Here is a 22,660-nt window from a genome sequence, read left to right as displayed (position 1 = left end):
TTGCTCCTTTATAGGCCGTACTCGCTCAGATCCGGGCCTGCCGGAACGATCCCGTTCGGGTTCAGTGCCTTGATTGAGTAGTAACCCTGTTTGATATGATCGATGCTGACCGTCTCACGCACGCCGGAGACTGACAGCATGCTCTTAAGATAGCGATTCAGCAGCGTATAGTCGCGTATCCGGCGCAGGTTGCATTTGAACAGGCCATGATAGGCGACGTCAAAGCGAATCAGGGTGACGAACAGGCGAATATCGGTTTCAGTCAGCCGTTCACCCAGCAGGAAGGTGCGACCATCACTGAGCAGGGCTTCCAGTTCGTCGAGCTGGCTGAAGACGTCATTAAAGGCCTGCTGGTAGCTGATCGATGTGGTGGCGAACCCGGCGCGATAGACACCATTATTCAGACGCGGATAGAGACTCTCATTCAGCGCATCAATCTCCGGGCGCAGCGCGGCGGGATAGAGGTCGATGCGGTTATCGGCCAGATCGCCAAAGCCGCTGTTAAACATACGCACAATGTCAGCGGACTCGTTGCTGACAATGGTGCCGGTTTTCTTGTCCCACAAGACCGGCACGGTGGCCCGGCCCGTGTAATCGGGCGCGACGCGGGTATAGATTTCATGCAGGTACTGCGCGTGATTCAGCGGGTCCTGCTGTGCGCCGGGAAAATTGCCAAAGCGCCAGCCCTGGGCACCGAGCTGCGGTTCAACCACCGTCACGCTAATCAGCGACTCCAGCCCTTTGAGCTTGCGGGCAATTAACGCGCGCGACGCCCACGGACAGATCAGCGCCACATAGAGGTGGTAGCGATCCGCTTCTGCCGCAAATTCAGTGGAGCCATCGCTGCTGATAAAATCCCGGAAACCGGACGTCTGACGGACAAATCCGCCCTGTTTATCGGTCGACTGCACCGGGTGCCAGTCACTACTCCATTTGCCTTCTACTAACATCGCGCGACTCCTCTGTAATGTGAGAAGCAGCTTAACTGATGACTAAACGGCTGATAATCCGGTCATAAAGACAATCATTTCTTCCATTCTGGAAGAAATTACGCGGGCGGAAAACGGGTAAAGTGACTCACCAGGAAGTCGATAAGCAGGCGCGCCCGGTGTGCCAGATGACGGGCGGGCGGATAAACCGCAAACAGGCCAAGCGGTGGCGTGTCGAAATTCTCCAGCAGCCGGACAATCTCACCGCGTTGCAGCGCGGGAGCTGCGATAAAACCGGGCAGCCGCGCAATGCCCAGTCCGGCCATCGCGGCCTGCAGGCAGGCTTCGGTGTTGGCGAAGCGCAGACGCCCGCGGACCGGTACGGTGACAATCTCGCCGCCGCCGCCGCCGGCAAACGGCCAGTGCCAGGGATCGCGAAAATTGGTGTCGATGATGCACTGATGCTGGGGCATCTCGCGCCAGTGCTGCGGCGTGCCAAACTGCTCAAGATAGACCGGCGAGGCGGCGATGCGCACATGCACCTCACCCAGCTTGCGCGCGACCAGGCTGCTGTCGCTGAGGGTGCCGATACGGATCGCCATATCAAAGCCTTCATCGACGATGTTGACGGACCGGTCTGAAAAGCTGACATCCAGTTCAATCAGCGGATAGCGCCGGGCAAACGCCACCAGCACCTCAGACAACACCACAGTACCAAAGGAGCCGGGGGCGCTGATTTTCAGCCTGCCGGTAGGCGTCGTAGCGCTTTCACGCACGCTGGCATCCAGCGTCTCAAACGCATCGAGCAGGTTTTTGACCCGCTCATAATAGCTGCGCCCGACATCGGTGGGTGACAGGGCGCGCGTGCTGCGCTTAAACAGCTGGACGCCGAGCCGCTGCTCCAGCTTTGAAACCAGCTTGGAAGCCTGACTGCTGCTGGTGCCGAGACGTAACGCCGCCGCAGAAAAGCTGCCGGTTTCCAGCACCGTGACAAACATCCGGTCACAATCGAGTCGATCCATGGCGGTGTCCTGTGGAGATAAAGTCGCAGTATAGAAGCTGTGCTCCGCTGATGCAGCCTTCACTTTGCGTGCCTTAACCCTTTCGCTGGCGCGGAAAACCTGCTTGACTGACTCTCTGCCCGACGTTCTCTGGAGTAATTCATGTCGCTGATTCACCTGACGTCACTGGCGGCGATCCCGGCCGCCGAGTGGGATGCGCTGTTGCCTGATGACCAGCCCTTTTTGCGCCACGCCTTTCTGCTCACGTTAGAACAGAGCGGCAGCGTGCGGTTAGAGGCGGGCTGGCAGCCCGATCATCTGCTATGGCGGGAGGAGGGGGTGACCCGCGCCGCGCTGCCAGGCTACCGCAAACGCCATTCACAGGGCGAGTACGTCTTTGATCACGCCTGGGCGGATGCCAGTCAGCGCGCCGGGATCCGCTACTACCCGAAATGGCTGGGCGCGATCCCCTTCAGCCCGGTCAGCGGTGCGCGCCTGCTGGGCGAAACCGCTGCCGCAGCGCAACTGCTGTCGGCCCTGCCTGAGAGCCTGTTACAGCAGGGCTTAAGCGGGGCACATATCAACTTTACCGATGCGCAGGCTAACCAGCTGCTGGCCGATCAGCCCGACTGGCTCTCCCGGCTCGGCTGTCAGTATCACTGGCATAACCGTGGCTACCGCGATTTTCAGGATTTCCTGGATTCGCTGATGTCGCGCAAGCGCAAACAGCTGCGTAAAGAGCGTGAGCAGGTGATGCAGAGCGGCTTTGAGTTTGACCGCTACCTGGGCTACCAGCTGCGCGAAGATCAGTGGGATTTTGTCTACACCTGTTACGCCAACACCTATGCGGTGCGCGGTCAGCGTCCCTATCTGACGCGTGACTTCTTCAGCCTGCTGGCGGAACGCATGCCGCAGAATATTGTGGTGGTGATCGCCCGTTTACAGCAGCAACCGGCCGCCATGGCGTTTTATCTGCGGGACAGCAACGCGCTCTATGGCCGCTACTGGGGCTGTCTGGCGGAGTTTGACCGGCTGCACTTCGAAACCTGTTTCTATCAGGGAATGGATTTGGCCCTTGATGAGGGGCTGACGCGGTTTGATGCCGGCGCGCAGGGCGAGCATAAGCTGGTGCGCGGCTTTGAGCCGCAGATTACCCACTCCTGGCACTATCTGCTGCATCCCGGCCTGCGCGATGCCGTGGCAGATTTTCTGGTGCAGGAGCGGGAAGGCGTGCGCGGCTGGGCGGAAGAAGCCCGCGACGCCTTACCCTATCGACGCGGCGATTAATCGATGCCGACAAAACCGCCGGTCTGATGCTGCCACAAGCGGGCATAGAGGCCGTTTTGCGCCAGCAGCTCGTGATGGCTGCCCATCTCGGCAATGCCGCCTTTATCCAGCACCACCAGCCGATCCATCTTCGCGATGGTCGACAGGCGGTGCGCGATGGCGATAACGGTTTTGCCCTGCATCAGTGACTCCAGGCTCTCCTGAATCGCCGCTTCCACTTCGGAGTCGAGCGCCGAGGTGGCCTCATCCATGATCAGAACCGGCGCATCCTTCAGCAGCACGCGGGCTATCGCCACACGCTGACGCTGACCGCCCGACAGTTTCACGCCGCGCTCGCCCACGTGCGCGTCCAGCCCGGTGCGGCCCAGTGAGTCGGAGAGCAGCGGGATAAACTCATCGGCGCGGGCGCGGTGAATCGCAAGCTGCAGCTCCTCTTCGCTGGCGTCGGGACGACCATAAAGCAGGTTTTCACGGATTGAGCGGTGCAGCAGCGAGGTGTCCTGCGTAATCATACCAATCTGGCTGCGCAGGCTCTCCTGCGTCACGGCGGCGATATCCTGATCGTCGATCACAATCCGCCCTGCGTTCAGGTCATAGAGGCGCAGCAGCAGGTTCACCAGCGTCGATTTACCGGCGCCCGAGGGACCAATCAGCCCAATCTTCTCACCAGGTTTGATGTCAAGATTAAAGCCGTTAATCACCTGACGGCCACCGCCATAATCGAAGCGCACATCCTCAAAGCGGATGTTACCGCGCGTCACCTTAAGCTGCTTCGCCTGCGGCGCATCCTGCACGCTCAGCGGCTGCGCGATGGTTTTCAGGCCATCCTGTACCGTACCAATATTTTCGAAAATGCCATTGACCACCCACATGATCCAGCCGGACATATTCACCAGGCGGATGACCAGACCGGTCGCCAGCGCAATCGCCCCGACGCTAATCAGTGACTGGCTCCATAACCACAGCGCCAGCCCGGAGGTCGAGACAATCAGCAGGCCGTTCAGCGCCGACAGGGTCAGATCCATGCTGGTGACCATGCGACCGGCGTTCTGGGTTTTTTCGGTCTGCTCCTGAATCGCCTCACGCGCATACTGCCGTTCCAGATCGCTGTGAGCGAACAGCTTGATGGTGGCGATGTTGGTATAACCATCGACAATGGTGCCCATCAGCTTAGATCGCGACTCTGAGGAGACCACCGAACGCGCTTTAACGCGCGGCACAAAGAAACGCAGCGAGGCGCTGTAGGCCACCATCCACAGAATCAGCGGGATCATCAGCCGCCAGTCGGCACCGGCAAACAGCACCAGTGAAGTCACCGCGTAGATCAGCACGTGCCAGATGGCATCCACCAGCTGCACCGCGGAATCGCGCAGTGAACTGCCGGTCAGCATAATGCGCTGGGCGATGCGACCCGCGAAATCGTTCTGGAAGAAATTGAGGCTCTGGCGCAGCACGTAGTTGTGATTCTGCCAGCGGATCATGCTGGTCATGCTCGGGCTGATGCTTTGATGCACCAGCATGTCGTGCAGGGCGATAAAAATCGGCCGCAGAATCAGCGCCACCGCCCCCATCCACAGCAGTATCGGCCAGTTATCCCGAAACAGGCTGGCGGGCGTGGAGTGATTGACCATATCGATAATGCGGCTCAGATAGCTGAACAGCGACACTTCAATCAGGGCTGACGCCAGTCCCACTACCAGCAGTGCCGCGAAACTCGGCCAGACCTGCCGCAGATAGTAGAGGTAAAACGACCAGACCGTTGAGGGGGGCGAGTCGGTGGGCGCGTCATGAAAAATATTGATAAAACGCTCAAAACGGCGATACAACATAGCGATACTCTTTCCGTCCGGTAAAGAGCTACAGCTTAGTGCATGAACCCCGTTCGGCTAAAAGGAGAAAATATGGAAATCATTATTCGGGCACGGGAACCGCAGGATGCCGCCGCCTATCAGCGACTCTATAGTCATCCCGATGTCTATCCCTGGACGCTGCAGCTGCCGTTTCCCAGCGTTGCCACCTGGGAGAAAAAAATCGCCAGAATGGATGCCGAGGGGTTTATCGCCTTTGTCGCGGAGATCGAGGGCGTGCTGGCCGGTGAGCTGACGCTGTTTGTGGATAACAAGCCGCGCACCCGCCACTGCATCAGCTTTGGGCTGGGCGTGCATCCCGATTACGCCGGTCGCGGCGTCGGTGAGCGCCTGATCCGCACCGCGCTCGACTATTCCCGTAACTGGCTGGGGATTACGCGTATGGAGCTGGAGGTGTTTCACGACAACGAACGGGCGCTGCGGCTCTATGAGCGGCTGGGCTTTGAGCGTGAAGGGGTGATGCGGCAGGCCGCCCTGCGCGACGGTCAGCTGCGCGATGTGGTGATGATGGCGAAACTGCTGCACGAGAAGTGATAACCGGAGCGGCAGCGCTGCCGCTCCGCTTTTCATTACGGATTTTTATTGCTGTATTGCTGCATGTTCTGCTGCGTCACCAGTTCAAACGGGATCCACTGGTGGGAATCGACTTTTTTCCCTTTGATCATCTGCTGCGCCACCTCGACCGATTTTTTGCCCTGACCCACGGCATCCTGGAACACGGTGACGGCCAGTTTGCCGCTTGCCAGGGCTTTCAGGCCATCCGGCGTGGCATCAATGCCGCCCACCAGAATGGTTTTCTTCGGTTTCGCCTGGGCAATCGCCATGGTTGCGCCAATCGCCATTTCGTCGTTGTTGGCGGCGACAATATCGATCTCTTCCCCGTTCGACAGCCAGTTGAGCATTAAATCCATGCCCTCATTACGCGAATAGTTGGCGGTCTGCTTCAGCACCACTTTCATGTCGGGATACTTTGCTACCACCTGCTCCACATCTTTGGTGCGCTGCAGCGCACCCGCATCGCTGAGGTTACCGATGATAATAGCGACCCTGCCACGATAACCCGCCTGCTTCGCCAGCGCTTCCATCTGCAACGTGCCCGATTCGCGTTCGTCAGAGCCGACAAACACCACGCCCGGCGGCAGGGTTTTATCGCCCGGCGTGCGGTTAACGTAGACCAGCGGAATGTGAGCCTGCTGCGCCAGTCTGGTCAGGGCAGGGGTGCTGGCGGAGTCGACCGGATCGACGATAATCGCGTCCACCCCGGAACTGATAAAACTCTGCACCTGATCGGTCTGACGGCCCACGTCGCCGCGTGCATCTTCGAACTGCGCATCCAGCTGACGCGCTTTGGCCTCTTTCTCGATCGACTGGCGGATAATGGTCAAAAAATTCTGGTCGAAATAGGCCATTGAGACGCCAATCTTCTCTGCCAGCGCCGACGTGGAAAGAGAGAGCAGACAGAGTATTGCCCATGCACGTTTTTTCATTGCAGACTCCCGAGGTTAACTGAGTGGAATAGATTTTTCATTTATTATAAAAATGGACAAAGATTATCATTTGCAGCTTATGAACAGTCGCCGGGTTTGACAACCGGCCCTTTTCACTCTTGCTAGCGCCGCCACACTTTGCCGTAAAATCGCCGCGTCATAGCTGCCAGCGCCGATGAAATCCTCGACGTGGCGCACACTCTGCGGCAGTCAGCCGCGGCTTTTTGCGCTTTTGTGCAGCATCGCACTGGCCTTTGTGGTGGTTGTCAGAAAACCGTTGAATCGGGCCTGACGATCTCAACATCCGCACAATGATCCATCGTTAGCCTCCTATCTATATTTCCTTAAGCGGGAAATCTCAGCGTTATTCCTGAAAAAAACCTCGTGGCGCAACCTGCCGCTTTTTAAGGAATTCAGCTCATGCTTAAAGACCAAACGACTCACCGGACGTCTCATGTGCGCATCTGGATCCTCTGCCTGATCCTCTTTCTGTCGGTCGTGGCTTATGCCGACCGTTCGATCCTCTCGATCTCCGGATCGGCGATCAAAGAGGAGTTCGGCCTGTCAGCGATCCAGCTGGGATTGATCCTCTCTGCCTTCAGCTGGGCCTACGTTATCGGTCAGATTCCCGGCGGGCTGTTTCTTGACCGCTTCGGGGCTAAAAAAGTGTATGGCGTCACGCTGGCGCTCTGGTCAGTCTCGACGCTGGCGATGGGATTCGTTGGTGAGTTCTCCAGCGGCATGACCGGCGCGCTGATGCTGATGTTTGGTCTGCGCTTTATGCTGGGATTGATCGAGGCACCCAGCTTTCCCGCCAATGCGCGCGTGGTGATTATGTGGTTCCCTGGCGCAGAGCGGGGACGGGCTTCATCGCTGTTCAGCTCGGCGCAATATTTTGCCGTCGCCATCTTCTCGCCGTTGTCAGGCTGGCTGGTGTCGCGCTTTGGCTGGGAGTGGCCGTTCTTTGTGCTGGGCGGCATCGGCCTGCTGGCGGTGTTTGTCTGGGCTGCCTGGATGCGCGAGCCGCGCAATCACCCTGGCGTGTCAGAGAGTGAACTGCGCCACATCGTCGACGGTGGTGCGCTGGTGGATATCGACTCGGCGCAGACGCTGAAAGCGCGGCCACCGGTCAGTAAAGCGATGTTCAGAAAGCTGCTCACTAATCGCATGCTCTGGTGCGCCTATCTCGGTCAGTACTGCATCATTGCGCTCAGTTACTTCTTTATTACCTGGTTTCCGATCTATCTGGTGCAGGCTCGCGGCATGAACATTATGGAGGCGGGCTTCGCCACCGTTGCTCCGGCGCTGTTTGGTTTTCTGGGCGGGATCAGCGGCGGCTACCTGTCAGACAAGTTAATCGCCCGGGGCTGGAGCGTCTCCTGGGCGCGTAAAACGCCCTATATCGTCGGCATGCTGATGGCGTCCAGTCTGGTGCTGGCGGCGATCATTCCGGGCAATAGCGGTATTATCGCCATTATGTCCTTCGCCTTTTTCGGTAAAGGCATAGCGGCCGGGGCAGGCACCTGGACGGTGATCAGCGACACCGCACCCAAAGAGGCGGTGGGCCTGGCAGGCTCTATTTTTAACGGCATCGGCAATATTGCCGGTTTCACCACGCCGCTGCTGTTCGGCATCATCGTCGGTCTGACCGGCAGCTACAGCATCGGGCTGGCGTTTGTGGCGGCACACTGCGTGGTAGCGGCCCTGCTGTTCCTGCTGGTGATGGGACCGATTGAACGCGTTGGTGAAGAGAGCGATCGCCCGGCATCCTATAACAATCAGGAGAAAGAAGATGGCATTAAAGCAATGTAAGGTGCTGATCAGAGGGAAATTCCTGCCACCGCAGCTGATAGAGAACATTGAAAAGACGTTCACCGCGTTCCGGCTGTGGGAGGCGGAAGATGAGGCAGCCTTTCAGGCTGAGCAGGGCGCAGATATCGACATGCTGGTCACCAGCGGCAACGCGGTGATGGGCGCACCGGCCGCGCTGATCGCCGCGCTGCCAAACCTGAAAGCGATCTGCAGTAACGGCGTCGGTTATGACAGCATCGATACGGAAGCCGCCCGGTCGCGCGGCATTGTGGTGACCAACACGCCGGAGGTGCTCAATGATTGCGTCGCCGATCTGGGGATGGCGCTGCTGCTGGATGTGGCGCGCCGCATCAGCGAGGCCGATCGCTTCACACGCGCCGGTCACTGGACGCAGGGCCGCTTTCCGCTGAGCAGCAAAATCGGTGGCAAGGTGTGCGGTATCGTCGGGCTGGGCAATATCGGTCAGGCGGTAGCAAGGCGCGCGCAGGCGTTTGATATGGCGATTCACTATTACAACCCGCGTTCACGCCCCGATGTGCCCTACACCCGTCATGAGAGCCTGGTGGCGCTGGCGCAGCAGGCCGATTTTCTGGTGCTGACCCTGCCGGGCGGTGCCGCGACGCGCCACATTATCAATGCGGAAGTACTGCAGGCGCTGGGACCGCAGGGCTATCTGATTAACATTGCGCGCGGCAGCGTGGTGGATCAGCAGTCGCTGGTGGATGCGCTGGAAACCGGGCAGATCGCCGGTGCCGGGCTGGATGTGTTTGAACAGGAGCCGCAGGTGCCTGACGCACTGCGCCAGCGCGACAATGTGGTGATCACGCCGCATATCGCCAGCAGTACCCGCGAAACCATGGCGGCGATGGCTGACCTGGTCTTTGAGAATATGCTGGCGTTTGCCCGTGGTGAGCCGGTGCTGACCCGGGTAGTGTAACCACCGCGGCGTCTTAACCCCCTGCTGAAACGGGGGCGAGGCAGGACGCCTCTCCTCTGACCACTCACCAGACCCTCACCTTCGCACAAAACAGCCTGAAGAAAATTTGTCCGGCTGCCGATATCACCTTACCACCCGCTGATATTAAAGAGTGATAGCGTGATAAAGCTGATTACCATTGATGAATTGCGCCCAGGGATGTTTATCCACAAGCTGGAGGTCTGGTGGATAAAAGACCAGCGCATTCATAATGAGATGCTGATCACCGATCCCCGACAAATCGCCATGCTTCGCACTGAAGGGATCCGCCAGCTCTGGATCGACCTCGATCGATCGGTGCAGGCGCCGATCGCCTCCACGGTCGCGAAGAGAACCATTGGCCGCACCCCGTTTTTCCAGGAACTGGATCAGGCACAGCAGATCTTTTTGCAGGGCAAACCGAAAGTGCTGGCGATGTTCAACGAAGCGCGGCTGGGTAACGGCCTGAAGCTCGATTATATGATGGATCTGGTGGATGAAATCGCCGGATCGATCACGCGTGAACCCTCTGCCATGCTGAGCGTGGCGCGACTGAAAAATCATGATGACTACACCTACCTGCACTCCATGGCGGTCTGCGGGCTGATGATTGCGCTGGGTAAAAAACTTGGACTGGATGAGCAGGAGCTGCGTCGGGTGGGCATGGGCGGTTTACTGCATGATGTCGGCAAAGCGGCCGTGCCGCTGGCGATCCTGAACAAAGCGGGCAAGTTGACTGAAGAGGAGTTCAGGGTGATGCGTGAGCATCCGGTGGTCGGTGCGCAGATGCTGATAGAAGCCGACGCCGATGACGATCTGCTCGATATCACCCTGCATCATCATGAAAAATATGATGGCAGCGGCTATCCGCACCGCCTGAAAGGCGAGGCGATTTCGCTCTACGCCCGCATGGCGGCGGTGTGCGATGTCTATGATGCCGTCACTTCGACCCGCTCCTATCGCAACGGCTGGACACCCGCCGAGGCGATGCACCAGATGCTGAGCTGGCGCGGCCATTTCGACCCTGGCTTGCTGCACACCTTCGTACGGACCATCGGCATCTATCCGGTGGGATCGCTGGTGCGTCTGGCCTCCGGCCGGGTGGCGCTGGTGGTGAAAGCGGGCGAAAAATCGCTGATGCGTCCCTGCGTGCATGTCTTCTGGTCGCTGCACGCCCAGCGTGAAGTGAAACCGGAAGAGCTCGACCTTGGCGACAGCTTCTGCACCGACAGCATTGTAGGCGCAGAGGACAGCACGCTGTGGGGTAACGTCGATCTCAATCGTATCTGGGCGCTGGAAGTCGCCTGATTTTTCGCCATTTTTACACTATTTTTACGCCCGCCCGCTGCATTTTAACCCCTTCTTTATACGCCTCCGCGCAAGCTAAGCCATAAATCCAATCCTCTGGAGGTTCCTGTGAGCGTGGGCGTAATAACCGGCATTGTGCTGGTGGTGTTGTTACTGGGCTATCTGATCTATGCCCTGTTAAATGCGGAGGCCTTCTGATGGCGGCCAATGCTTTTTTACTCATCGCATTCTATCTGCTGCTGCTGATGGTGCTGGCGCAGCCGCTCGGACGGGGTCTGGCGTCGTTAGTGGCTGACAAGCCGGTGTTTGCCCGCCTGGAAGCGCCGCTGTGGCGACTGCTGGGCGCACAACAATCGGACATGCGCTGGCCGCACTACCTGCTGGCGATTCTGCTGTTTAATGCGCTGGGTTTCGTGGTGCTGCTGGCAATATTGCTGATGCAGGGCGCGCTGCCGCTGAATCCGCAGCAGCTGCCTGGCCTGAGCTGGCATCTGGCGCTGAACACTGCCGTGAGCTTCGTCACCAACACCAACTGGCAATCCTACAGCGGCGAAAGCACCCTGAGTTATTTCAGTCAGATGGTGGGCCTGACGGTGCAGAATTTCCTCTCAGCCGCGACCGGTATCGCCGTGGCATTTGCGCTGATCCGTGGCTTTGCTAATCGCAGCTCTGCGACCCTGGGTAACGCCTGGCGCGACCTGACGCGCATCACGCTCTATGTCTTACTGCCTATCAGCCTGCTGATGGCGCTGTTCTTTGTCAGCCAGGGCAGCATCCAGAACTTCGCGCCTTATCACAGTTTCTCCACGCTGGAAGGCGTGCAGCAGACGCTGTCGATGGGACCGGTAGCGTCGCAGGAAGCGATCAAAATGCTGGGCACCAACGGTGGCGGCTTCTTTAACGCCAACTCCTCCCATCCATTTGAAAACCCGACGGTGCTGACTAACCTGGTGCAGATGCTGAGCATCTTCCTGATCCCGGCGGCGCTCTGCTTCGCGTTTGGCGAAAGCGTGCGTGACCGTCGTCAGGGCCACATGCTGCTGTGGGCGATGACGCTGATGTTTGTGGCGGCGGTATCGGTCGTCATGTGGGCCGAACTGCAGGGCAACCCGCACTTCCTCCAGCTGGGTGCTGACAGCGCCATCAACATGGAAGGTAAAGAGACGCGCTTTGGCATTCTTAACAGCAGCCTGTTCGCGGTTATCACCACTGCCGCCTCCTGCGGTGCGGTGAATGCCATGCACGACTCCTTTACTGCGCTGGGTGGCATGGTGCCGATGTGGCTGATGCAACTGGGCGAAGTGGTGTTTGGCGGCGTCGGTGCCGGTCTCTACGGCATGCTGCTGTTTGTGCTGCTGGCGGTGTTTATCGCCGGGCTGATGATCGGTCGTACCCCGGAATTCCTCGGTAAAAAAATCGACGTCTGGGAGATGAAAATGACCGCGCTGGCGATTCTGGTCACACCGGCGCTGGTGCTGATCGGTACCGCACTGGCGATGATGACCGACGCCGGACGCAGTGCCATGGCCAATCCCGGCATTCACGGCTTCAGCGAAGTGCTCTACGCGGTCTCCTCGGCGGCTAACAACAACGGCAGCGCCTTTGCCGGACTGAGTGCTAACACGCCGTTCTGGAACCTGCTACTGGCTGCCTGCATGCTGCTGGGCCGCTTCGGCATCATCATTCCGGTGATGGCGATTGCCGGTGCGATGGCGGTGAAAAAAGTGCAGCCGGTGGGTAACGGCACGCTGCCAACCCACGGTCCGCTGTTTATCGGACTGCTGATCGGCACGGTGCTGCTGGTGGGTGCACTGACCTTTATTCCTGCTCTGGCGCTGGGCCCGGTGGCTGAGCATCTGCAACTTGTTCAGGGACAATCCTCATGAGTCGTCAACAACAGGCGTTATTTGACGCAGCATTGCTGCGTACCTCGGCCTGGGATGCAGTGAAAAAGCTCGATCCCCGGGTGCAGTTCCGTAACCCGGTGATGTTTGTGGTCTACCTCGGCAGTATTCTGACCTCGCTGCTGGCGCTGGCGATGCTGACCGGCCGGATCAGCGGCAGCGCCAGCTTTACCGGTGCGATTGCGGTCTGGCTCTGGTTCACCGTGCTGTTCGCCAACCTGGCGGAGGCGCTGGCAGAAGGGCGCAGTAAGGCCCAGGCCAGCAGCCTGAAAGGGGTGAAAAAGACTAGCTTTGCCAAAAAACTCTCAGCGGCGCGCTATGGCGCCGAGTGGCAGCAGGTCAGTGCCGATGAGCTGCGCAAAGGCGATGCCGTGCTGGTGGAAGCGGGCGACATCATCCCCTGCGACGGTGAAGTGATGGAAGGCGGTGCCTCGGTGGATGAGAGCGCCATTACCGGTGAGTCCGCACCGGTGATCCGCGAGTCGGGCGGTGACTTCGCCTCCGTCACCGGCGGGACCCGCATTCTCTCGGACTGGCTGGTGATCACCTGTAGCGCCAACCCGGGCGAAACCTTCCTTGACCGGATGATCGCCATGGTGGAAGGCGCGAAACGCCGTAAAACCCCGAATGAGATCGCCCTGACCATCCTGCTGGTGTCACTGACCATCGTGTTCCTGCTGGCGACCGTGACACTCTGGCCGTTCTCGGCATGGGGCGGAACGCCGGTCAGCATCACGGTACTGGTTGCGCTGCTGGTCTGTCTGATCCCGACCACCATCGGCGGCTTACTGTCGGCGATTGGCGTGGCGGGGATGAGCCGGATGCTGGGTGCTAACGTCATTGCGACCAGCGGGCGTGCGGTGGAAGCCGCGGGCGATGTGGATGTGCTGATGCTGGACAAAACCGGCACCATCACGCTGGGTAACCGTCAGGCGACCCAGTTCCTGCCCGCGCCGGGCGTCAGTGAAGAGCAACTGGCCGACGCCGCTCAGCTCGCCTCGCTGGCCGATGAGACGCCGGAAGGGCGCAGCATCGTGGTGCTGGCGAAACAGCGATTTAATCTGCGTGAGCGCGATCTCAGCAGCATGGGTGCCAGCTTTATTCCATTCTCTGCGCAGACCCGCATGAGCGGCGTGAACGTGCAGGATCGACTGATCCGCAAAGGCGCGGTCGATGCGGTACGTCGCCACATCGAAGCGAACCATGGCCGTTTCCCGGCCGAGGTCAATGCGCAGGTGGAAGAGGTGGCACGCAGTGGCGGCACGCCGCTGGTGGTGTCAGAGGGCGCGAACGTGCTGGGCGTGGTGGCGCTGAAAGATATCGTCAAAGGCGGCATCAAAGAGCGCTTTGCCGAACTGCGCAAAATGGGTATCAAAACGGTGATGATCACCGGCGATAACCCGCTGACGGCCGCAGCGATTGCAGCGGAAGCGGGCGTGGATGACTTCCTGTCAGAGGCCACGCCGGAAGCCAAGCTGGCGCTGATCCGCCAGTATCAGGCGGAAGGACGTTTAGTGGCGATGACCGGCGACGGCACCAACGATGCGCCAGCACTGGCGCAGGCGGATGTGGCGGTGGCGATGAACTCCGGTACCCAGGCGGCGAAAGAGGCGGGCAACATGGTCGATCTCGACTCGAACCCGACCAAGCTGCTGGAAGTGGTGCATATCGGTAAACAGATGCTGATGACGCGCGGTTCGCTGACCACCTTCAGTATCGCCAACGACGTGGCGAAATACTTCGCCATCATTCCGGCGGCGTTTGCGGCGACCTATCCGCAGCTCAACATGCTTAACGTGATGCACCTGCACTCGCCAGCCAGTGCGATTCTGTCGGCGGTGATCTTTAACGCTCTGGTGATTGTCTTCCTGATTCCGCTGGCCCTGAAAGGCGTCAGCTACCGCCCACTGAGCGCCGCTGCGCTGCTGCGCCGCAACCTGCTGATTTACGGTCTGGGTGGCCTGCTGGTGCCGTTTGTCGGCATCAAAGCGATCGATCTGCTGTTAGTGTTTTCAGGCATGGCCTGAGGAGAGAAAAATGAGTCAGTTACGTCCGGCAATTTTACTGTTGTTGCTGCTTACGCTTGTTACCGGCGTGGTTTATCCTTTGCTCACCACCGGTCTGGCGCAGTGGCTGTTTCCGTCCCAGTCCAGCGGCTCGCTGCTGGAGGAGGATGGCGTGGCGCGCGGATCGGCGCTGATTGGCCAGAACTTTACCCAGCCCAACTATTTCTGGGGCCGCCCTTCAGCCAGTGGTGATAAACCTTATAATCCGCTGGCCTCAGGGGGCAGCAATCTGGCCGCCAGCAACCCGGCGCTGGACAAAGCGGTAGCCGATCGCGTCGCTGCGCTGCGGGCCGCGAATCCGCAGGCACCGGCCGCCGTCCCGGTTGAACTGGTCACCGCGTCAGCCAGCGGGCTGGACCCGGATATTTCGCCACAGGCCGCCCTTTGGCAGGCACCGCGTATCGCCGCCAGCCGCCAGTTGCCGTTGCCGCAGGTCGAGGCGCTGATTGATAAGATGACGCATCGTCCGCTGATGCCATTCCTCGGCACACCGACCCTCAATGTGTTGCAGCTGAATATGGCGCTCAACGAACTGTAATGGTGTAAAGGAAGCGATGAACCACGAACCCCAGCGTCCCGATCCCGACGCGCTGCTGCAGGCTAACCGCGAGACTCATCGCGGGCAGCTGAAAATTTACTTTGGTGCCTGTGCGGGCGTGGGTAAGACCTACGCCATGCTGCAGGAGGCACAGCGGCTGCGCGCGCAGGGTCTGGATGTCTTAATCGGCGTGGTAGAGACCCATGACCGGCCGGAAACCGCGCAGCTGCTGACAGGGTTAACTCTGCTGCCGCGTCGCGCAACCGGCCGCTCGCGTCATGCGGAGTTTGATCTTGATGCCGCGCTGGCTCGCCATCCGGCGGTGATCCTGATGGATGAGCTGGCGCACACCAACGTGCAGGGCTCGCGCCATCCCAAGCGCTGGCAGGATATTGAGGAGCTGCTGGAAGCGGGCATCGATGTACTGACCACCGTCAACGTACAGCATCTTGAGAGCCTCAATGATGTGGTAGGCGGCGTCACCGGCATTCAGGTGCGCGAAACCGTGCCCGATCCCTTTTTCGACAGCGCCGACGAAGTGGTGCTGGTCGATCTGCCGCCCGACGATCTGCGGCAGCGGCTTAAAGAGGGCAAAGTCTACATTGGCGACCGCGCGGAACGCGCCATCGAAAACTTTTTCCGCAAAGGTAACCTGTTCGCCCTGCGTGAGCTGGCCCTGCGTCGCACCGCAGATCGGGTGGATGATCAGATGCGCGCCTGGCGCGATCAGCAGGGACGGGAGCGCGTCTGGCACACCCGCGACGCCATTCTGCTCTGCATTGGCGACGACAGCGGCAGTGAAAAGCTGGTGCGCACCGCCGCCCGACTGGCGGCGCGGCTTGGCAGTGAATGGCACGCGGTCTATGTCGAAACGCCCCGGCTGCACCGGCTGCCGGAAGCGCGGCGACGGGCGATTCTCCGTACGTTACAGCTGGCGCAGGAGCTGGGCGCGGAAACCGCGACCCTCTCTGAGCCGGATGAAGCCGAAGCGGTACTGGGTTACGCCCGCGCGCACAATCTGGGCAAAATTGTCACCGGTCGTCGCCCGCTGCGGCGCTGGCGGCGTGACAGCTTTGCCGAACGGCTCGGCCAGCTGGGGCCGGATCTCGATCTGCTGGTGGTGGCGCTGGATGAGCCGCTGAAGGATGCGCCGCATCCGCTGCCGGATGGCCGCGTCACCAGCGAAAAATGGCGTATTCAGCTGCGCGGCGTAATGATGGCGCTGGTGCTCTGTATCCTTGTAACCGCCGCCGGGCAGTCGGTGCTGATCGGTTTCGATCCCGCCAACTGCGTGATGATCTATCTGCTGGCGGTGGTGATCGTGGCGCTGCGCTATGGCCGCTGGCCGTCGGTGATCGCCACGGTGATGAATATCGTCGCCTTTGACCTCTTCTTTGTTGCCCCCACCGGCACGGTGGCGGTCTCCGATCTGCAATATCTGGTGACCTTTGGCGTGATGCTGGCGGTAGGCGTAATCGTCGGCAATCTCACGGCAGGCGTACGTTATCAGGCGCGGGTGGCGCGCTACCGCGAGCAGCGGGCGCGCCAGCTCTATGAGATGGCGAAATCGCTGGGCAGTGCGTTAACGCCGCAGGATATCGCCGCCACCAGCCAGCGGGTGCTGGATGCCACGTTACAGGCGCGCTGCCTGCTGCTGCTACCGGATGAGCAGGGCGAACTGCAACCGGTGGGCGATGCGTTACCGGCCAGCGAGCCGGATCGCGCGATTGCTAAATGGAGTTACAGCAAAGGCCAGCCTGCGGGTGCGGGCACCGATACCTTACCGGCGGTGCCTTATCAGATCCTGCCGCTGAAAAGTGGCGCGCACTGCCGGGGTTTGCTGGTGGTGGAGCCGCAGAACCTGCGTCAGCTGATGATCCCCGAGCAGCAGCGGCTGGTGGAAACCTTTACGGTGCTGATTGCTAACGCACTGGAACGGATGGCGCTGTCGCATAGCGAGGCGGCGTCCCGGCTCTCGGCGGAGCGTGAACAGCTGCGCAATGCGCTGCTGTCAGCGCTGTCCCACGACCTGCGCACCCCACTGACCGTGCTGTTTGGTCAGGCGGAAATGCTGATGCTCGACCTGGCCAGCGACAACTCAAAATATGTGCCGCAGGCCAGTCAGATCCGCGAGCAGACGCTGAGCACCATCCGGCTGGTGAGCAACATGCTGGATATGGCGCGCATTCAGTCGGGCGGCCTCAACCTGCGTGAGGAGTGGCTGGCGCTGGAAGAGGTGGTCGGCGGAGCGCTGAGCAGCATGGCACCATCACTGAAAGGGCATGAGGTCCGGCTCGATCTGCCGGACGACATCGTGCTGATCAAAGGCGACAGCACGCTGCTGGAGCGGGTCTTCACCAACCTGATTGAGAACAGCCTGAAGTATGCCGGTAACAGCGCACCACGCGGCATTCGCGCCTGGCGTGCGGCGTCACGGCTGGAGATCTCGGTCTGGGATAGCGGACCGGGCATTGCCGAAGACGATTTAAGCCGGATATTCGATAAATTCTGGCGGGGCGACAAAGAGTCGGCGGTGCCGGGCGTCGGGCTGGGTCTGGCAATCTGTAAAACCATTATCGAGAGCCACGGTGGTCAGATCTGGGCAGAGAACAGGGCCGAAGGCGGCGCGGCATTTCGTCTCTCGCTGCCGCTGCCGCCGGTCCCTGAAATTTCTGACGAAGGGCTGAAATAACTTCACAGTTGATCGGTTATACTCCCGGACCTGTTTGATTATTCGTGGGATTGTATGGAACGTTTTACCGAAAACCTGATGTATGCATCGCGCTGGTTGCTGGCCCCGGTTTACATTGGACTTTCGCTGGGATTGCTGGCGCTGACCATTAAATTTTTCCAGGAAATTTTCCACCTGCTGCCCAACATTTTCAGCATTGCGGAAAACGATCTGATCCTGCTGCTGCTGTCGCTGGTGGATATGACGCTGGTTGGCGGCCTGCTGGTGATGGTGATGCTGTCAGGTTATGAGAATTTCATCTCTAAGCTCGATATCGACGAAGATAAAGAGAAGCTGAGCTGGCTGGGCAAGATGGACTCCGGCTCGCTGAAAAACAAAGTCGCTGCCTCCATTGTCGCCATCTCCTCGATCCACCTGCTGCGGGTGTTTATGGAAGCGCGCAACGTCGAAAACGACAAGCTGATGTGGTACGTGATTATCCACCTGACCTTTGTGCTCTCCGCCTTTGTGATGGGCTGGCTGGATCAGATGTCGCGCAGCGATAAAAAACCGAAGTAACCTCTCTGGCGGCCCGCTGAGGCGGGCGCCTGCTTTACCCTTTCCGCTCTGTTCCCCCTGAACGACCCGCTGGCTGTGAGGCCGGACGCGTGCCCGCCAGCTGCGGCATCACCTCTTTGATCATGGCAAAAAAGTGTTGCAGCCTGGCCGGGTAGTAACTCGCCCAGGGATAGGTCAGCCACACCGGCAGCGGCGGTGCCTGCCACGCAGGCATCAGCTGAACCAGGCCGCCATCCGCCAGATCTTCCTGCACCGCCCAGGACGAGACGATCGCGGCTCCCATCCCTGCCAGTGCCGCTTTGCGCACCGCATATAAACTGTCGCTGCTCAGCCGGGGCGTAATCGCCAGGTTCACCGGCTGGCCGTCGTCAATCTTCTGCAACACCACTTCGTTACGGTAAAAACTGGTCAGTGCCAGCCACGGCAGATCGCGCAGCTGTTCAACCCGCTCTATCGGCGGCTGCTGCGCCAGCAGGTGCGGGGCGGCCACCACAATACGCGGCACTTCTGCCAGCAGTATCGCCACCACCGAAGGATCGGTTGGCGCGCCGACCTGAATGGCGCAGTCCACATTCTCCGCCATAAAGTCGGGCGTGCGGTCATTCAGCATCCACTCAATATTGAGCCGGGGGTAACGGTGCAGATAGTCCACCAGCGGGGCGATCAGCTGATCCTGGCCAAAGGCGTGCGGGGCGCGAACCCGTAGCGTACCCACCGGGTCATCGCTGGCCCCGGTCAGCTCATCTTCCAGCGCATGCCAGGTCGCCAGCAGCTGCCGCGCCTGGGCGTAGCAGCGCTCGCCATCATCGGTAAGCTTCAGTGCATGGGTGGTGCGCAGGATAAGCTTGAGGCCCAGCCGCTGCTCCAGGCTCTGCAATCGGCGGCTGACGGTGGGTTGTGTCGTGCCGAGCTGCGCGGCGGCGGCGGATAAGCTGCCGCTCTCCACAATACGGATAAAAGTCTGCATCAGATCGATGCGATCGCTGCTGTTAGGATTGTTCATACGCACCACGTATAACGGTTTTGCCTGATGTCAGTCTACCGCGTATAACCGCAATGCGCTTTAATGGCAGGACGAAATGATGAGGATTACAGCATGTCAGCCATACAGACCCAGACTCAAAATGAACCGCTCTCTGCGCCGCTGGTGTTTACCCTGGCCGCTGGTGCCGGACTCAGCGTCGCGTCGATTTACTACAGCCAGCCGATGCTGGATATCATCAGCAAGCAGTTTAACGCTGGCATCGGCGCGGTCGGCATGGTGCCGATGCTGACCCAGGCCGGCTATGCGCTGGGCATCCTGCTGCTGGCTCCGCTGGGCGATCGTCATGACCGGCGCACCATTATCTTTATCAAAGGCTTAATGCTGGTGGCGGCGCTGCTGCTGTGTGGTTTTTCCGGTGGGCTCAGCGCGCTGCTGATTGCCAGTTTTATCACCGGCCTGACCGCCACCGTGGCGCAGGATATTGTGCCCGCTTCGGCGGCGCTGGCGCCGGAACGCAGTCGGGGTAAAACAGTCGGCACGGTGATGACCGGGCTGCTGGTGGGCATCCTGCTGTCGCGGGTGGTCAGCGGGGTGGTGGCAGAGTATTTCGGCTGGCGCACCATGTATATGATTGCTGCGCTGGCGGTGCTGCTGATAACGCTGACGCTGTGGCGGGTACTGCCGCGTTTCGCGCCAGGCACCTCGGTGAGCTATCCGCGCCTGTTGCTGTCGCTGGTTCACCTGTGGCGTCACCATCAGACGCTGCGTCGTGCCGCACTGGCTCAGGGGCTATTGTCAGTGGGCTTTAGCGCCTTCTGGTCGACGCTGGCGTTAATGCTCAGCGACCGCTTTCATCTGGACAGTGCCGTGGCCGGGGCATTTGGTTTAGCCGGTGCGGCGGGTGCCATGGCGGCACCGCTGGCGGGCAGTTTTGCTGACCGCATCGGTCCGGCAAGGGTCACGCAGGCTGGCGCCGCGCTGGTGACAATCTCCTTTGCGCTGATGTTTCTGCTGCCGCTGCTGCCAATGCCAGCCCAGCTGGCGCTGATTGTCCTCTGCACCATCGGCTTCGATTTAGGGGTGCAGGCCACCCTGGTGGCGCATCAGACGCTGGTCTATGGCCTGGCGCCGGAAGCACGCAGCCGCCTGAATGCGCTGCTGTTTACCGTGGTGTTTATCGGTATGGCCACCGGTGCGGCGCTGGGAAGTCTGGCGCTGGCACACTGGGGCTGGAATGGCGTGGTTGCGCTCTCGACCTTAGCCGGTGCAGCCGCGCTGGCGGTCCGCTTCGCCAGTCGACACCTGAAAAACTGACACCTCGCCCGTCAAAAAATGTGCCAGGCTTATTCATAAACCCGAAATAATCTGGAGTGTTATGAACTTTTTAGCCTGGACAGCAGCGACGGGCGGCCTTCTGCTGCTGATGTCGCTGGCTTCCGGTTGGATTCACCGGGGGCCAGTCACCTCATTTGGTCTGTTCCTTATCGCGGGCATGCTGTGCGGCCCATGGGGATTTGATGTTATCCACATTGATATTGTTACCCATTCCGAAGCCGTGGCGCACATCACTGAAATCACCATGGCTGCCTCGCTGTTCATCACCGGCCTCAAGCTGCGCCAGCCGCTGCAAAACAACTGCTGGCACACCGGGCTGAAACTGGCTTTTCCCGCCATGCTGCTGACCGTGGCCGCGATGACTCTGCTGTCGCACTTCCTGGTGGGATTAGACTGGCCGATTGCACTGGCGTTTGGTGCCATTGTCGCGCCGACCGATCCGGTGCTGGCGAGCTTAATCTCGGTCAACGATGCGCAGGATGATGACTCGCTGCGCGTGGCAATCTCCAGCGAAGCGGGTATGAATGATGGTTCCGCGCTGCCGTTGCTGATGCTGGCGCTGCTGCTGTTTAATGGCGAAAGCCTGAGCGTGGCGATGCTGGGGCACTGGGGTGCGGTAGAGGTGCTCTGGGCAATTGGCGGCGGTCTGATCATCGGTTTCGTGCTGGGGCAGTTGATTGGCCTGCTGGCGACCCGACTGCGCAATGCCAATGGCGATGTGGCGCCCAATGATTTCCTGGCGCTGGCGCTGATTGCGCTGAGTTATTCACTGGTGGAGTGGCTGGGTGCCTCCGGCTTCCTGGCTGCCTTCGCCGCCGGGCTGGGATTACGCCGTGCTGAGATGGGCGTATTCCGTCGCCATCAGCCGGACGATCTCTCTGACGACGAGCGCGTGCTGCCCTCTGAAGCACTGGTGAACCCTAACAAACGCCTGGCGCATCAGGGCGACAACAATATGGTGAAGTCGATAGGGTTTGTGGTAGGCGACGCCCTCTCTTTTGGCGATACTATTGAACGTTTACTGGCGGCTGGCATGATGGTGGTGCTGGGCGTGACGCTGGCGCAACACTGGAACATCTACGGCGTGCTGATTGGCCTGGTGCTGTTTGTGGTGGTGCGGCCACTGGCCGTCTGGCTGGTGACGCTGCGCGCCGGACTGCCGCTGGGGCAGCGTCTGCTGATTGGCTGGCTGGGCATCCGCGGGATTGGCAGTCTGAACTACATCGCCTATGCCTGGACGCACGGTATGGAAGGCCCGCAGATGGAAATTATGACCAATATGGCGTTAACGCTGGTGGTCTGCAGCGTGGTGGTCCACGGCACCACCGTGTCGCCGCTGCTGAACTGGCGTCAGAAACGCCTTGAAGCCCTTCAGCGTAAGGTTTAACCCGAACTAACAGGAGTTAAGAATGAAAGTAACTCAGATAGTGCTGCTGAGCATCCTCGCCACCGGCAGCGCGCTGGCGGCGGACGAGGCTGACACTGAGCAGAATGTTTATGCCAGTCAGCTGTGCCACATTGTCAGCGGCGAGAAAAAGGTCGCCAGCGCGGATCAATATGTCGACCAGATGAAATCGACCGTGGCGCGCAGTCAGTCGTCGTCGGCGATGAATCAGCCCGAATTTGATGAAGAGTCCGCGCGTGAAGTGGCCAGTGCCTGGCTGCAGCTGGGAGATGATGAGCGTGCCAAACTGCGCGTTAACGAACAGCAGTGTGAGCAGGCCGTGATGGCGCAGTTCCAGCAGGAAGATTAACCGCATCGGATTAATTAAAAAAAACGCGCCTGCCGGCTAATGCCAGTCAGTTAAGCGACAGGTGATAACGCAGTCTGGTGCCGCTCAGGGGCTGGCGGTCCTCACGCCGCTGCGCGGTTCCTTCACTTCATTCGCCTGCCTGACGGACCGCCGGGGATGGCACATCCTGTGCCGCCCCGCC

19 protein-coding genes are annotated in these 22,660 nt (G+C 60.0%); 14 read left to right on the top strand and 5 right to left on the bottom strand.

The window, feature by feature from the left end; translation table 11 throughout:
* Window positions 1-8: 8 nt before the first annotated feature.
* Both NR201_RS20740 and NR201_RS20735 read right to left on the bottom strand, forming a co-directional pair.
* Window positions 9-950, bottom strand: a complete 942-nt coding sequence (locus NR201_RS20740; RefSeq protein ID WP_062759574.1) for a glutathione S-transferase family protein — start codon at window positions 948-950, stop codon at window positions 9-11.
* A 98-nt stretch (window positions 951-1,048) separates the two neighbouring features.
* Entirely contained in the window at window positions 1,049-1,951 is a 903-nt protein-coding gene (locus tag NR201_RS20735; protein WP_182505448.1) for a LysR family transcriptional regulator, read from the bottom strand.
* Window positions 1,952-2,092: 141 nt separating this feature from the next.
* Here NR201_RS20735 and NR201_RS20730 point away from each other — a divergent pair, with 141 nt between their 5' ends.
* Window positions 2,093-3,217, top strand: coding sequence for a GNAT family N-acetyltransferase (locus NR201_RS20730; protein WP_134161718.1), 1,125 nt, complete (start codon window positions 2,093-2,095; stop codon window positions 3,215-3,217).
* Here the strand turns inward: NR201_RS20730 and NR201_RS20725 are convergent.
* Window positions 3,214-5,046, bottom strand: a complete 1,833-nt coding sequence (locus NR201_RS20725; protein ID WP_033759129.1) for an ABC transporter ATP-binding protein — start codon at window positions 5,044-5,046, stop codon at window positions 3,214-3,216. The genes NR201_RS20730 and NR201_RS20725 overlap by 4 nt on opposite strands.
* Window positions 5,047-5,118: 72 nt before the next feature.
* On the opposite strand from NR201_RS20725, the gene NR201_RS20720 reads away from it, so the two are divergent.
* On the top strand, window positions 5,119-5,619 hold the full coding sequence (locus tag NR201_RS20720; RefSeq protein WP_010253457.1) for a GNAT family N-acetyltransferase: 501 nt from the start codon (window positions 5,119-5,121) through the stop codon (window positions 5,617-5,619).
* A gap of 35 nt (window positions 5,620-5,654) precedes the next feature.
* Here the strand turns inward: NR201_RS20720 and NR201_RS20715 are convergent, their stop codons facing one another.
* The gene (locus tag NR201_RS20715; RefSeq protein WP_033759128.1) at window positions 5,655-6,572 is read right to left on the bottom strand and encodes a sugar ABC transporter substrate-binding protein; all 918 of its coding nucleotides are present in this window, start codon (window positions 6,570-6,572) and stop codon (window positions 5,655-5,657) included.
* A 420-nt stretch (window positions 6,573-6,992) separates the two neighbouring features.
* On the opposite strand from NR201_RS20715, the gene NR201_RS20710 reads away from it, so the two are divergent.
* The 9 genes from NR201_RS20710 (at window position 6,993) to NR201_RS20670 (ending at window position 18,405) form a co-directional block, all read left to right on the top strand.
* Entirely contained in the window at window positions 6,993-8,384 is a 1,392-nt protein-coding gene (locus NR201_RS20710; protein WP_010253452.1) for an MFS transporter, read from the top strand.
* Window positions 8,365-9,321, top strand: coding sequence for a 2-hydroxyacid dehydrogenase (locus NR201_RS20705; RefSeq protein ID WP_256850122.1), 957 nt, complete (start codon window positions 8,365-8,367; stop codon window positions 9,319-9,321). Before NR201_RS20710 ends, NR201_RS20705 begins: the two co-directional genes overlap by 20 nt.
* A gap of 159 nt (window positions 9,322-9,480) precedes the next feature.
* Window positions 9,481-10,647, top strand: coding sequence for an HD-GYP domain-containing protein (locus NR201_RS20700; protein ID WP_010253446.1), 1,167 nt, complete (start codon window positions 9,481-9,483; stop codon window positions 10,645-10,647).
* A gap of 108 nt (window positions 10,648-10,755) precedes the next feature.
* Window positions 10,756-10,845 (top strand): K(+)-transporting ATPase subunit F, encoded by a 90-nt coding sequence (gene kdpF, locus NR201_RS20695; RefSeq protein ID WP_010253443.1) that lies wholly within the window; start codon window positions 10,756-10,758, stop codon window positions 10,843-10,845.
* Window positions 10,845-12,533, top strand: a complete 1,689-nt coding sequence (gene kdpA, locus NR201_RS20690) for a potassium-transporting ATPase subunit KdpA (RefSeq protein WP_010253440.1) — start codon at window positions 10,845-10,847, stop codon at window positions 12,531-12,533. Before kdpF ends, kdpA begins: the two co-directional genes overlap by 1 nt.
* Complete coding sequence (gene kdpB / locus NR201_RS20685) at window positions 12,530-14,578, top strand: potassium-transporting ATPase subunit KdpB (RefSeq protein WP_010671495.1); 2,049 nt, start codon at window positions 12,530-12,532, stop codon at window positions 14,576-14,578. Before kdpA ends, kdpB begins: the two co-directional genes overlap by 4 nt.
* Before the next feature lie 10 nt (window positions 14,579-14,588).
* The gene (gene kdpC, locus NR201_RS20680) at window positions 14,589-15,155 is read left to right on the top strand and encodes a potassium-transporting ATPase subunit KdpC (protein ID WP_022623980.1); all 567 of its coding nucleotides are present in this window, start codon (window positions 14,589-14,591) and stop codon (window positions 15,153-15,155) included.
* Between the two features lie 16 nt (window positions 15,156-15,171).
* A complete protein-coding gene (kdpD, locus tag NR201_RS20675; RefSeq protein ID WP_010671497.1) occupies window positions 15,172-17,847 on the top strand; it encodes a two-component system sensor histidine kinase KdpD in 2,676 nt (891 codons plus the stop codon).
* Window positions 17,848-17,901: 54 nt separating this feature from the next.
* On the top strand, window positions 17,902-18,405 hold the full coding sequence (locus tag NR201_RS20670) for a TIGR00645 family protein (protein ID WP_010253431.1): 504 nt from the start codon (window positions 17,902-17,904) through the stop codon (window positions 18,403-18,405).
* Window positions 18,406-18,439: 34 nt separating this feature from the next.
* Here NR201_RS20670 and NR201_RS20665 read toward each other — a convergent pair whose 3' ends face one another.
* Window positions 18,440-19,408, bottom strand: coding sequence for a LysR family transcriptional regulator (locus tag NR201_RS20665; protein WP_052270753.1), 969 nt, complete (start codon window positions 19,406-19,408; stop codon window positions 18,440-18,442).
* Window positions 19,409-19,501: 93 nt separating this feature from the next.
* Between NR201_RS20665 and NR201_RS20660 the strand changes: the two genes are divergently transcribed.
* The 3 genes from NR201_RS20660 to NR201_RS20650 all read left to right on the top strand — a co-directional run bounded on the left by NR201_RS20660 (window position 19,502) and on the right by NR201_RS20650 (window position 22,479).
* A complete protein-coding gene (locus NR201_RS20660) occupies window positions 19,502-20,704 on the top strand; it encodes an MFS transporter (protein WP_010253427.1) in 1,203 nt (400 codons plus the stop codon).
* Window positions 20,705-20,765: 61 nt separating this feature from the next.
* Window positions 20,766-22,112, top strand: coding sequence for a sodium:proton antiporter (locus NR201_RS20655; RefSeq protein ID WP_010253425.1), 1,347 nt, complete (start codon window positions 20,766-20,768; stop codon window positions 22,110-22,112).
* A gap of 22 nt (window positions 22,113-22,134) precedes the next feature.
* Window positions 22,135-22,479 carry a hypothetical protein gene (locus tag NR201_RS20650; RefSeq protein ID WP_033780939.1) on the top strand — a complete coding sequence of 115 codons (345 nt, stop codon included), beginning with the start codon at window positions 22,135-22,137 and terminating at the stop codon, window positions 22,477-22,479.
* Window positions 22,480-22,660 lie beyond the last annotated feature (181 nt).

It is taken from the genome of Pantoea sp. Fr-CA_6, assembly GCF_024520895.1.
Taxonomy (GTDB): domain Bacteria; phylum Pseudomonadota; class Gammaproteobacteria; order Enterobacterales; family Enterobacteriaceae; genus Pantoea; species Pantoea agglomerans.
Note: the sequence above shows the minus strand (reverse complement) of the source record. Positions and strands in the feature narration are given on the sequence as shown.

Coding starts and splice junctions, on each gene's coding strand:
- kdpC (WP_022623980.1), top strand. CDS start 14,589: ATGAGTCAGTTACGTCCGGCAATTTTACTGTTGTTGCTGCTTACGCTT.
- NR201_RS20715 (WP_033759128.1), bottom strand. CDS start 6,572: ATGAAAAAACGTGCATGGGCAATACTCTGTCTGCTCTCTCTTTCCACG.
- kdpD (WP_010671497.1), top strand. CDS start 15,172: ATGAACCACGAACCCCAGCGTCCCGATCCCGACGCGCTGCTGCAGGCT.
- NR201_RS20740 (WP_062759574.1), bottom strand. CDS start 950: ATGTTAGTAGAAGGCAAATGGAGTAGTGACTGGCACCCGGTGCAGTCG.
- NR201_RS20725 (WP_033759129.1), bottom strand. CDS start 5,046: ATGTTGTATCGCCGTTTTGAGCGTTTTATCAATATTTTTCATGACGCG.
- NR201_RS20665 (WP_052270753.1), bottom strand. CDS start 19,408: ATGAACAATCCTAACAGCAGCGATCGCATCGATCTGATGCAGACTTTT.
- NR201_RS20660 (WP_010253427.1), top strand. CDS start 19,502: ATGTCAGCCATACAGACCCAGACTCAAAATGAACCGCTCTCTGCGCCG.
- NR201_RS20650 (WP_033780939.1), top strand. CDS start 22,135: ATGAAAGTAACTCAGATAGTGCTGCTGAGCATCCTCGCCACCGGCAGC.
- NR201_RS20670 (WP_010253431.1), top strand. CDS start 17,902: ATGGAACGTTTTACCGAAAACCTGATGTATGCATCGCGCTGGTTGCTG.
- kdpA (WP_010253440.1), top strand. CDS start 10,845: ATGGCGGCCAATGCTTTTTTACTCATCGCATTCTATCTGCTGCTGCTG.
- NR201_RS20710 (WP_010253452.1), top strand. CDS start 6,993: ATGCTTAAAGACCAAACGACTCACCGGACGTCTCATGTGCGCATCTGG.
- NR201_RS20735 (WP_182505448.1), bottom strand. CDS start 1,951: ATGGATCGACTCGATTGTGACCGGATGTTTGTCACGGTGCTGGAAACC.
- kdpB (WP_010671495.1), top strand. CDS start 12,530: ATGAGTCGTCAACAACAGGCGTTATTTGACGCAGCATTGCTGCGTACC.
- NR201_RS20720 (WP_010253457.1), top strand. CDS start 5,119: ATGGAAATCATTATTCGGGCACGGGAACCGCAGGATGCCGCCGCCTAT.
- NR201_RS20705 (WP_256850122.1), top strand. CDS start 8,365: ATGGCATTAAAGCAATGTAAGGTGCTGATCAGAGGGAAATTCCTGCCA.
- NR201_RS20655 (WP_010253425.1), top strand. CDS start 20,766: ATGAACTTTTTAGCCTGGACAGCAGCGACGGGCGGCCTTCTGCTGCTG.
- NR201_RS20730 (WP_134161718.1), top strand. CDS start 2,093: ATGTCGCTGATTCACCTGACGTCACTGGCGGCGATCCCGGCCGCCGAG.